8 protein-coding genes are annotated in these 11,579 nt (G+C 69.4%); 4 read left to right on the forward strand and 4 right to left on the reverse strand.

All coding sequences use genetic code 11. The features are described from left to right. The first annotated feature begins 131 nt into the window (after positions 1 to 131). Together ACFU5G_RS16330 and ACFU5G_RS16335 are read left to right on the forward strand one after the other, a co-directional pair. Positions 132 to 578 carry a hypothetical protein gene (locus tag ACFU5G_RS16330; protein ID WP_377246640.1) on the forward strand — a complete coding sequence of 149 codons (447 nt, stop codon included), beginning with the start codon at positions 132 to 134 and terminating at the stop codon, positions 576 to 578. A gap of 41 nt (positions 579 to 619) precedes the next feature. Then, entirely contained in the window at positions 620 to 1,051 is a 432-nt protein-coding gene (locus tag ACFU5G_RS16335) for a hypothetical protein (protein WP_377246643.1), read from the forward strand. A 311-nt stretch (positions 1,052 to 1,362) separates the two neighbouring features. Here ACFU5G_RS16335 and ACFU5G_RS16340 read toward each other — a convergent pair whose 3' ends face one another. Then, on the reverse strand, positions 1,363 to 1,725 hold the full coding sequence (locus ACFU5G_RS16340; protein ID WP_377246646.1) for a hypothetical protein: 363 nt from the start codon (positions 1,723 to 1,725) through the stop codon (positions 1,363 to 1,365). Positions 1,726 to 2,228: 503 nt separating this feature from the next. Between ACFU5G_RS16340 and ACFU5G_RS16345 the strand changes: the two genes are divergently transcribed. Next, positions 2,229 to 2,708, forward strand: a complete 480-nt coding sequence (locus ACFU5G_RS16345; protein ID WP_377246649.1) for a hypothetical protein — start codon at positions 2,229 to 2,231, stop codon at positions 2,706 to 2,708. A gap of 39 nt (positions 2,709 to 2,747) precedes the next feature. Here ACFU5G_RS16345 and ACFU5G_RS16350 read toward each other — a convergent pair whose 3' ends face one another. The 3 genes from ACFU5G_RS16350 to ACFU5G_RS16360 all read right to left on the reverse strand — a co-directional run bounded on the left by ACFU5G_RS16350 (position 2,748) and on the right by ACFU5G_RS16360 (position 6,099). Next, positions 2,748 to 3,116 (reverse strand): hypothetical protein, encoded by a 369-nt coding sequence (locus tag ACFU5G_RS16350; protein WP_377246652.1) that lies wholly within the window; start codon positions 3,114 to 3,116, stop codon positions 2,748 to 2,750. A 135-nt stretch (positions 3,117 to 3,251) separates the two neighbouring features. Continuing rightward, complete coding sequence (locus ACFU5G_RS16355; protein WP_377246655.1) at positions 3,252 to 3,710, reverse strand: PH domain-containing protein; 459 nt, start codon at positions 3,708 to 3,710, stop codon at positions 3,252 to 3,254. A 55-nt stretch (positions 3,711 to 3,765) separates the two neighbouring features. Further along, positions 3,766 to 6,099 carry a LuxR C-terminal-related transcriptional regulator gene (locus ACFU5G_RS16360; protein ID WP_377246658.1) on the reverse strand — a complete coding sequence of 778 codons (2,334 nt, stop codon included), beginning with the start codon at positions 6,097 to 6,099 and terminating at the stop codon, positions 3,766 to 3,768. A 547-nt stretch (positions 6,100 to 6,646) separates the two neighbouring features. Between ACFU5G_RS16360 and ACFU5G_RS16365 the strand changes: the two genes are divergently transcribed. Beyond that, positions 6,647 to 11,530, forward strand: a complete 4,884-nt coding sequence (locus tag ACFU5G_RS16365; protein ID WP_377246661.1) for a choice-of-anchor G family protein — start codon at positions 6,647 to 6,649, stop codon at positions 11,528 to 11,530. The last annotated feature ends 49 nt before the right edge of the window (positions 11,531 to 11,579 follow it).

Raw genomic sequence — 11,579 nt, forward strand, 5'->3', positions numbered from 1 at the left:
GTGCGCGTCCCCGGCATCACGGGGTTCAACCACAATCCGGGCGCCGGTTTCCCGGATCAAGCGACGAGCGTGTTCTTGATCAAAGGCTCTTCGTCTCCGAGCGTCGTTCCCTACAACCCTGAATGGACGCCATGAGCCTGCCGACGCCAGAAGACCTCGGCCGAGCGCCGGTCTGGGAGAACTACGTGATCGCTCAGACGGCGGCGGCTTCACGAGGACAGATCCCTGAGCACGCCCTCGCCGTCGGTGTCGAGGTGGATGGGCCGCGCCTGCGGCTCCGATTCCAGCTTTCTCAGGTCACCGAGAAAGACGAGAGCGACATGAGCGACATCGTGAGTGAGCTTGAGGGTCTCGTGGGCGACGACGTCGTTGTGGAGTCTTCTTTCCAGGTGACAGCGGCGGTAACACGTAACAAGGCAACTGTTGCTGCAGATGCTGCCCGGCAGCGAATCTCCAGTGCCGTAGCGAGTCTGAAGCAGCGTGTCTCTGGGCCCGGTTGCTCATTTGCCGGGTCGACGGAGCGTGCTGATGGCGGACGGCACCGTCAAAGCGATCGACCAGGGCGATCGAGACCTTGACCCGCTCCTGGGCGGCCGAGTTCGGCCCCTCTGGAGTGACCGTGAACGCGATCTCGCCCGGTGTCATCCGGGAGGTGCAGCCTGACCTCGACGACCGTGGCGAGAGGTTGATGTGGGGAACGCCCGCCGGAGCGAGCGGGCGTCCTGCAGCGATCGCGGCCGCAGCGGTCTACCTCGTCCGGGTCACCTCTGTCTTGCCGTCGGTGCCCGTGGCCGTGACCACGGGGGCCTTCGGCACGGTGGCGGTCCGCGACACTGCGTCGTCACCGCGGCCGCGCTCGTGCGTGATCTCCTCGACAGCCGTCCAAGCATGCGAACGTCGCTGGCCGCTCGCCAGAACCGGTGTGAGCCAACTACTCGAACAACACCAGTGCCTGGTCGTACAACAGCCCGAGCGAGATCTCCTCACTCACGCAGTGCCCCTCGCAAGGAAGATCCAACACACGCCGTCGCTCGGCGAAATCTCTCGCTGATCGAGACAATCGCGGGGGCAGCAAGCCGTCCTGTATGCCCGTGGTGCCAGAACGCACTTCGACGTGCTGGCGAGCATGTTCCGTGCTACTCGGCACGGGGAGTTCGCTGTCACCGACCCTGGGCTGGAGGAGCTGCTCGGGCGGCCCGCGCTCTCCGTGCGAGCAGGGCCCGAACGGCTCCTACGGAGCCGGCCCCTCTGACGAGGAGCGGTCTACCGCTGGCCCCGTACCTGGGTGCCGGCGGGCGGGCTCCAGGCCGTCGTCAACGCGGCCCAGATGATGCGGGAGTACGCGGGGTCGCCCGTGCGCTCTCACGCGTCGGCCTGCGCCCGCTGCCACGTGCACAGCGCCGCGACCGGGTCCGTGGCCTCGTGCGCTGCGTTCACGGCGACGACGGCGCGCGTCAGGTTCTGGAGGGTGCCGTTGTCACCGGGTGCCGGAGCCGGGGGTGGCAATGCCAGGGTGGCGAGTCTTGTGTCGGTCGGTAGGATCCACCGGGCTGCCGTGACGTACTGCGCACCGCGGATCGTGAAGGCCACGGCAAGCCCGGTCGGGTCGACATAGGCCGCGTCACCTCCGGAGGAGCAGCCGATCAATGCCACTCGGGACGGGACCATCCAGGAGTCGTCGAGCGCGATGTCGGCGGCGAGGAGCGGGCGGTGCGTGCCCTCCATGAGCCGGGCGCGCTCCCGTGCCTCGGGCCGTCGGTCACGTGCGTGCTCGTGGCGAGCGCATACCGGCCCGCACGTGGCGCCTCCCACGAGACGGCGGCGAGCGCCGGGGATGCCTGGACCCGCAGGTGTGGGCGTAGGCCGAGCTGCAGGTAGTGGTTGAGCTCGCGGCCGAGGGGCGCGGGGCGTAGGGCGGCCGCGAGCGCCCAGGTCATGTGTCCTTCCTACTCGAGGTCGCCGAGGACGGTCCGTGAGCGCAGCTGTGCCGAGTGCTGTGGGAGCGGCCGCGCGAAGTGCGTCGAGCGCTTCCTCGAGTTGTCGTGGTTGGATGCCCTAGATGCGTGGCTGGTGGAGTGCATGTTCCCAGCGCCACGTGATCCAGAGCCCGCCCTCGTTCGTGTCGACGTATTTCACCTGGACGGTAGGTCGTTGTCCGTCGTGCGAGGCGGCGTCCTCGAGGTCGGGATGCGGATGCAGACCCGAGCACCGCGCCGTGGCCCAGCGTCATGGTCGGCGGAGCTGAGCAGGGCATCACGGTGCCGCCAGGGAGGCCCGCCGGTACGCCCGGCCGCCAGCTCGTGGTCGACGGGTACCCACGCGGCGCGCTCTACCCGCTGGGCACCGACCGTGCCGGCGTGCTCGTGAGCTCGGCGTCGGGAGTCGTCACGCCCGACGTGTGCGCGATCGACTGGCCGGTCTCGGCATCCACCCCGCTGGCCCCCGGCAGCGGCGTGGTCGCGGCCCTGGTCGGCATGGACGTCGAGAGCGTCCTGTCCCGGCTGGTCGTCCTCGACGCGGTCACGGGCAGCGAGCAGCACCGGGTCGACGACGTGACCAGGGTCGCCGCAGCACGCACCACGCCGTCGGGCGGAGCGGTGGTTCTGGTCGAGACCCGCAGGGCCGGGCTGCTCGGGCTCGTGAACCAGATCGACGCGCGGCTTGTGATCATCTCGCCGAAGGGTGAGGTCACCGAGGCGGTGGTGTGAACCGTCGGCCGCCCCGGGCCTCGCCGCCCAAGGCTGACGTCAGTCGACGTCAGCCTCCGCGACGACCGTCTTCCGAGGCCGCGTGGCCAGCGCCACACCGCCCGCGCTGGCGACCAGCACGGCCAGGATCACCGGCCACGCCCTGAGGACGGCGATCCCGGCACCGATGGTCGTCAGGGCCAGGAAGAAGAGCCCGACTCCGAGTGGGCCAAGAAGGCTCACCACGATCGCCGTGTCGCGTGCGAGACCGACTCGTCGTGAGACCACGATGCCGCCCCAGACCGGCACACCGACGACCAGCAGAACCACGACGATCAGCACCACGTTCACGGCCAGTGGCTCCATGTACCAAAGGAGCAGCCAGGTCCCATAGGCCGCACCGACTGCCAGGGCCATGTCGACCACCACGATCGCACCGGCAACCAACCACTTCATCGTCTCTCTCCGATCGTCGCGACACCCGAGGCGTCTCTTGGCACCGACCGACGGCCCAATCGGGTGGTCGTGCTTGGCCTCTCGTGTGACACCCGTGAGGCCATGCGATCAACCGCGCTGCTGCTCCCACAGGCTGCGCAGGGCCGTCACTTCATCGTCGAAGGACGACTCCAAGCCGCCGGAGTCCACGTGCGGCAGGCGGAACTGTTCACCGGAGGCGGTACGGACGAAGACCCGTCGACCCGTCTTGGCCTTGCCCCTGACCTCGATGTTCTTGACATCGGGCCAGGCGGTCTGCCGGGTCCTGGTCAGCGTCCGCGTCTCGATGTAGTCGGGCGTCGTGAGCGTCCAGCTCTCCTTGGTCCCGAAGTAACCGAATGCCAGTGACGCCAGCACGGCGATGCTCAACGGTGTCCAGAGCCATGACGCCATCCCGATGATCACCCAGGTCCAGATGTTGGCGATCAGGACCAGCCCGAAGCCGATCGCACCCATGAGCCACACCGGATAGAGCTTCTTGATCGCCGGGCCCACCTTGTAGACCCTGTACCGCTCTTCGCTGCTCATGCGGGGGAGCGTACTGAACCGCACCAGGGACCCCTCCCGGGACTCTCAGGGCGCGTCAAACCTGATCGGCGAGCCACGGAGGCGGGGAGGAGTTGGCCAGCTCGAGCAGTCCTCGTCGATCCCGCACGCGCAGTGAGGTATAGATCTGGCTGAAGCGGTTTGCGACCGTACGGGGTGAGACGTAGGCGATCTCGGCGATCTGCGCGTTGGTGGTTCCGTGCAGTGCAAGCCGGACGATCTCTCGTTCGTCCTCGTTCAGCTGGTCCCAGATGTGCTCTCGCGGCATGCCGTGCTCCGAGAGGCAGGCATCGATCGCCAGACTCCAGCCAGGCACTCCTGCCACCAGCGCGAGGGCACGGGCATCTCGGAGCGCGGATGCAGCATCGGCGTGGGCGTCGTGGATCAGGCCGTATCTGCCGTAGGCGATCAGCGTCCGCAGGCGCTGCCACGGCGAGATCGGGGGCAGAGAGACCGGCAGCCATTCATCGACGCTTCCCGGCCGGCCCTCGCGGGACATGGCGGCGAGCATTCGTTCGTGGGCCGCAGCCGCATCAGGGTCAGCCCACTCGTCAGGCGAGAGAGGTGGGTCAATCAACCCATGGAGCTGGCGCACCGAAGTTTCGTGGGTCAGGTCGAGGGCCGCCGCAGCCTCGACCAAATCGGCCCGCACCTGAGCTCGCCCACGATATGGCCAAGCGCAGCGCTCGAGTCCTATCGTGAAGAACTTGGCGGCCTGCTCGACGTGTCCGACAGCCAGGTGGGCGGCGCCGACGTCAACAGCAAACTCACCCAGAGCCCGGGTCGACCACACACCAGTCGGGCTAGGCGGGTCTGTCCTCGGCGCCTGCCCCTCCAGCATGGCCACCGTGGCTGTGCGCAGCCCCTGTACTGGAAGCCAGTCCTGGATGCTGGGACGCAGGTCCGTCGCACTGGCGAGGTGGGCTCGGGCGTCCTGGGCACGGCCATCGAACATCGCTAATCTGGCCGCCGCGAGGTCCCTGGCCACGAGCTCCGCGACCGACCTGCCCTCAGGCGTTGCGGGACTCTCCTTCAAGAGCCGACGCGCACCAGACGCGTCGCCCAGGAGCAGGCAGCCACGTACCTGGACACACAAGCCCACCCAATGCGGATCCGCTATGGATCCGATCTGGCCGAGGTCTGCGCGGAGCCCGACGGGATCGGATAGGCGACCGGTGTGTTCCAGGTCGATCAGCGCGAGAGCAGCGCGTGCGCCGGCGGCGCGCGTTGCCGGAGCGACGTCACTTGGATCGCTCCACCAAAGAAAGTCTGTCCACTCCGTTCCGGGCGGTGTCCACCGGTCGGAACCGTCGTGGCCCCAGACGGATCCGGTCAGGAGCGTCACACCCACCGCGCGGGCTGCCGCTCGGGGCTCCGCGCCCACTCCGGCGGCCTTGGCTACATCGTCCAGGTGCAGGCCTTCAAGGATCGCCTGGGCCGTTGTCGCGGACCCGGCAAACTCGGCCTGTCTCGTTTCGTCGGAGGATGGTGGTAAGACCTCGTCGCGCAAGAGGGCCAAGAGCGGATAACGGTCCGGACTCCCGCCGCCGGTCGTGCCAGACCCATCAAGGAATTCCCGGTACGCGCGCCGGGCCGCCGGCCCCACGTTCTGTGGTCCCGGCCACTTTGAGTCGCCCCGCTGCTGGGCCGGACTGAGTCCATCAGCGAGCTCAAGGGCGATCCGCGGGTTCCCGGCACTCCATCGGAGCAGCCCGCCCGCGACGTCGGCGGCGACCGGCTGGCCGAGCTCGGCGTCCAGCAAGAGGCGCAGCGCCTGTTCGTCGAGCGGCCCCACATCAAGTACCTCGATGTCGTCGGACAGTGCTGTTGCTGTGACCTGCCGGGCAGCAGCCACGATCCGCCAGTCACGCTCGTACGCGGCTTCGCTCAGCCGCTGCAGCCACGCGGTCCGCTGTGGTGAAAGCACCTCGATGTCATCGACGAACAGCAGCCGAGGGCCCGTCGGCACCAGTTCGATGCCGGCAGCAATCGCTTCCAGAAGGCCAACGACGTCGAGTTCATAGCCGGGACCCGAGGGCAGAGGCTTGGCATACTTCGCAAGGTCCATCCCGCCTTGGCCCACCAGTCCGTGCGCGTAGGGGCGTGCCGAGCAGGAGCGCACGACGCGAACGGACGATGAGTGAGCGTCGATGCGGTGTAGCGCGGCCAGCACCGTGGCACTCTTGCCGATTCCGCTGAGACCACTTGCGACCAGGATCTCTGGGTCCAGACCAGTCGCGACTGCTCCGATCAACCGCATCTCGCGATCCCGCCCGTGGACCACCCGGCCCAGCCCCCTGTTGCCCGCGGTCGGCGCCCGCCCGGAGGAGTCCGAGGCCGCCGAAACCACCGGTCCGCTTTCTGGACCCACGTTTCGTTCCTTTCAAGAAGGCCCCTTGAATACCTGCCGGAGCATCCTGTGGGGAGCATATGGCATCGGGTGAATTGCGCGAGACGTCGACCCGACCGGCTGCCGGGAACGGGCGCGTCACAGTGCATCCGCTCCACGGACTGGCGAGACAGGTGTCGACGCATTTTTCACCCACTCCTATCCTTGGTTTTCGGCGCACTGTGTGCTGTCCCCAGCCGTCTAGCCAATGACATCCCGGAATGTCTCACATTGCATGAAGGCATTCGCCGTTGCATTGCACTGCGCCCGTGCACGATTCCTCATTACGCGTGGCAGGCACTCGGGAACGTGTGTCTTCTGAGACCGGGTCCGCAGCATTCTCGTCGCGGCCTGCAGTCCCCAGAAGCCGTCACGAGACGCGCGAACGTGAGGAGTGATCTTCGTGATTCCGACGCATGTGCCGACAGGTCGTACCAGGAGACGAGGTGGCGCGAGGTGGCGCCGTGGCCTCGCCGTGGTAGCCGCCTCAGCCCTGATCGCAACGACGGCGGGTCTTCCCGCCGCGGCCGTGGACAACTACCCCGACGAGCCGGCAGAGGCTGCGGCCAGCGTGCTGGCGGCCGAGCTGATGCAGCAGGCGCTGCTGGGCGCGGCGACGTCCGACGCAGGGTCCGTGAGCAACCCGGGCCCGAACACGGAGAACCTGGACGTCGAAGTCCTGGGCTCGCAAGTGCTCGCGCTCGGTGACCTCCAGCTCCCGGTGGACCAGTTCCTCGACTTCGGCCAGATCGGTGCCCTCGCCAGCACGAGCGAGGCATCCGGGCCGGCCGACGCGCACGCCGTGTCCGGCCTGCTGGGCGCCGACGGCGGCGTCACTCTCGACGGGGCGCAGGACGCGTTCGGCACGGCGAGCCTCGACGTCCTGTCGCTGGCCCGACTTGCCGGCGTCGACGGGATCTCCGACGCCGTAGTCGACCAACTCACGATCGAGCTCGGCGCCCTGGCCGCGGAGGTCACCGCCGAGGACGGCGTGATCCTCGACCCCGACGGCGGCGTGACCGGCCCGGGCCAGTACCGGCTCGGCGACGGCACCCTCCTGCTCCACTCGCCCGTCATCGAGGACGCCGCCGCCACGATCTTCGACATCGGCGGCGCCGTCGACTCGCAGATCGAGACGCTGGTCAACGACACCTTCGACGTGTCGGAGCTGACCGCGCTCTTGTCGGCGGTCCCGGGCATCCCGGAGCCGACGGTCACGGTGGACTCGAACATGCAGGAGACGCTCTTCCAGTCGGTGGTGGGCGAGCCCATCACTTCGGCGAACCAGCTCGTGACCATCGACTTCTCCACCGGTGAGCTCCAGCTCCACCTGGAGCACCTGGTCGAGGGCAACGACCCCTGGGGCGGTGGAGACGACGTCGGCATGAACGGCCTGGCGCCCAACTACGAGGTGCTGGACGACCAGACGTACCCCCAGATCGCCGAGGGCGTGCACGAGATCATGCAGGAGGCCACGCGCATCATGATCGGCGCGATCGAGGACTCCCTGAACGCGGTGACGATCAACATCGCGTTCTTCGACGAGTCCCCGTTCGGCACCCTCGACGTGTCATGGTCCGTGCCGCTGGCGGACGCAGTGAACGGCGACTTCCCGCAGGTCGTGAACAACAGCACCGGCACGCAGGCGGTCACCGGCACCCTGCTGGCCACCACGATCAACGGCCTGGGCAACGCCGCCGCGCCGATCTTCGGCGCGGTCTACGACCTGGTCATCAGCGACGAGGGCGACCAGATCTTCGACCTGCTGATCAACGACCTGAAGTCGGGCATCACCTCGACTATCGGGGCGGCACTGTCGCCCGTGTTCGACGTGCTGGTGCAGTTCGTCTCCCTGCAGATCAACTACCAGGAGACGGCCAACTGCACCACGGCGGGCGGCGACGAACTGCTCGGCCAGGTCGAGGTGTCCGCACTCAGCCTAGGCCTGGTGCAGTCGGCCGACGCAGGCCGGATCGGGCTCGGCAACGCCGGCGTGCGCGTCGACGCCTGCGACCTCGCGGCCATCGCCCCGACCCTGACCGTGGACCCGGCGGAGGTCGCGCCGGGCGGCACCACGACGGTGACCGGCGCGGGCTACACGCCCGATGCCACCGCGACGGTGCAGCTCACCGACGCCGACGGCAACCCGGTCGGTGACCCTGTCACGGTCGACACCGACGCCGACGGCGGCTTCACGACGCCGCTCGTGGTGCCGGATGACGCCGAGCCGGGCGACTACACCGTCGTCGGCACGGACGACACCACGGGCACCCCGGCGGAGGCCCCGCTGACGCTGACCGACGCCCCGGCCGTCACGCCGGAGCTGACAGTCGACCCGACCGAGGTGGCTCCGGGCGAGTGCACGGAGGTCTCGGGCACGGGCTACACGCCGAGCTCGACGGCGACCGTGCAGCTGACGGACGCGGACGGCAACCCGGTGGGTGACCCGATCACCGTCGACACCGACGAGAATGGTGCCTTCACCACCGAGCTCTGCGTCCCGGAGGGCGCCGAGCCGGGCGACTACACGGTGGTCGGCACGGACGATGCGACGGACACTCCCGCGGAGGCGCCGCTGACGGTGACCCCTGCCGCGGCGATCGACCCGACGATCACGGTGGCCCCGTCGGAGGTAGCCCCGGGTGGCACGACGACGGTGACCGGCGAGGGCTTCACGCCGGACTCGACCGCGACGGTCCAGCTCACGGACGCGGACGGCAACCCCGTCGGTGACCCGATCACCGTCGACACCGACGAGAACGGTACCTTCACGACGCCGCTCGTGGTCCCGGAGGCCGCCGAGCCGGGCGACTTCACCGTCATCGGCACCGACGACACCACGGGCACCCCGGCCGAGGCGCCGCTGACCGTGATCACGGCGGCCGAGCAGTGCGAGTCGGCCCCGGCGATCACAGTGACGCCGAGCTCCACGCCAGCGGGTGAAGACGTCACGGTGGTCGGCACGGGCTTCCCGGCCGGCGTCGACGTGACGGTCCAGCTCACGGACGCCGACGACAACCCCGTGGGCGAGCCCGTCGTGGTGACCCCGGACGAGACCTGCTCGTTCGCCACCCCGTACGCGATCCCGGAGAATGCTGAGCCGGGTGACTACGAGGTCGTGGCCGAGCCCGAGGACGGCACCGAGGGTGCCACGGCACCGCTCACCGTCGAGGGTGCCGGCGACGGTCCGACGATCACGGTGGAGCCGGCCGAGGCGCACGCGAGCGAGGACGTCACGGTCACGGGTACCGGCTACACACCGGACTCGACCGTGGACCTGGAGATCGTGAGCGACCTGGGCGTGCTGTACACGGCCGGCGCGATCCCGACGGACGAGGAGGGCGGCTTCGAGCACGTGGTGACTCTGCCCGCCGACTCGTACCCGACGGATTACATCGTGACCGGTACCGACGCCGAGGACCTGACCGCGAACACGGACCTGGTGGTGCTCCCGCTGGAGCCGACCCTGACGGTCGAACCGTCCGAGGCGTTCCCGGGTGACGAGGTCACCGTGACGGGTGCGGGGTACACGCCGGACTCGACGGTGAACCTGGAGATCGCCAGGGACCTGGACTTCCTTTACACCGCGGATGACATCCCGACAGACGCGGAGGGCGGTTTCGAGTACGTGGTGACACTGCCGGAGGACTCCGCACCGACGGGCTACGTGGCCACGGGCACGGACTTCTCGACCGACGTGTTCGCCACCGACGACCTGGTGGTCCTGGACCCGGCGGCCGAGATCGACCCGACGATCACGGTCGCCCCGTCGGAGGTCGCCCCGGGCGGCACGACGACGGTCACAGGCGAGGACTTCACGCCGGACTCGACCGCGACGGTCCAGCTCGCCGATGCCGACGGATACCCCGTCGGTGACCCGGTCACGGTCGACACGGACGCGGACGGAGCCTTCACGACGCCGCTCGTAGTCCCGGAGGACGCCGAGCCCGGCGACCTCACGGTGGTCGCCACCGACGACACCACGGGCACCCCGGCTGAGGCGCCGCTGACCGTGATCACCGCGGCCGAGCAGTGCGAGTCGGCCCCCGCGCTCACGGTGACCCCGTCGTCCGCCCCAGCGGGCACGGACGTCACGGTGGTCGGCACCGGCTTCCCGGCCGGCGTGGACGTGACGGTCCAGCTCACCGACGCCGACGGCAACCCGGTGGGCGACTCGGTCGTGGTCACGCCGGACGACACCTGCTCCTTCGCCACCCCGTACCCGATCCCCGACGGGACCGAGCCGGGCGACTACGAGGTCGTGGCCGAGCCCGAGGACGGCAGCGAGGGTGCCACGGCGCCGCTCACCGTCGAGGGTGCGGACATCGCGCCGGCAGTCACGGTCGACCCGTCGGAGGTCGCCCCGGGCGGCACGACGACGGTGACCGGCGAGGGCTTCACGCCGGACGCGACGGCCACGGTGCAGCTCACGGACGCCGACGACAACCCCGTCGGTGAGCCCGTCACCGTGGACACCGACGAGAACGGCGCCTTCACGACCGACCTGGTCGTGCCGGAGGACGCAGAGCCGGGCGACCACACCGTGGTCGCCACGGACGACACGACCGGTACCCCGGCCGAGGCCGCGCTCGTCGTGGATTCCGGCGCGGGTCCGGGCGAGGAGTGCACCGACCCGGCCCTGGTCGCCGACCCGACCACCGTCGAGCCGGGAGGCGAGGTGACGGTCACCGGCACGGGCTTCCCCGCCGGCGTCGAGGTAACGGTCACCCTGACCGACGCCTCGGGCGAGCCTGTCGGCGAGCCGGTCACGGTGGTGCCGGACGAGTCGTGCGGGTTCACCGTCACGATCACCGTCCCGGAGGACGCCGAGCCCGGTGTGCACGTCATCGTCGGTGAGCCGGAGGACGGCAGCGACGGTGCCGAGGTGCCGATCACGGTGGCCGGGCCTGGTGCCCGCGTCCTGAGCGCGTGGTTCGAGGAGGAGACGGTGGCCCCCGGGGCCAGCCAGACCTTCTACGCCTCGGGCTTCGAGCCCGGCGAGATGGTGGTCGGGACGGTCCGTTCGACGTCGCTCCGGCTACCGGCGGTCGCCGCGGACGAGTCGGGTGAGGTGCAGTGGACGTTTACGGTCCCGTCCGACCTCGCGACGGGGACGCACATCGGTATCGCCGCCAGCACGACCATCGGGGACTCGGCAGCTGCTCAGTTCCAGGTCGTGGCCACGTCTGCGGGCGGGGGAGATGGTGACGGCGCCGGGACGGGCTCGACCGGCGGCTCCACTTCCGGCAGCGGGAACGACTCCGGCCTCCTTGCCTCGACCGGCGCAGATGTAGCCACGCTGGTGACCGCGACAGTGCTCCTGCTCGGCATCGGTGCGCTGCTGATCCGGCGGCGTCGCGAGCTCGGCATGGCGATAGCAACAGCCGCGGGACGCGTGCCGGACGAGGAGTGACCGAACAGATGATCGACATCGAGTGAATCAGTAGTCGCAGTGCTGGCCC

This window comes from Promicromonospora sp. NPDC057488 (genome assembly GCF_042802395.1).
GTDB lineage: Bacteria > Actinomycetota > Actinomycetes > Actinomycetales > Cellulomonadaceae > Promicromonospora.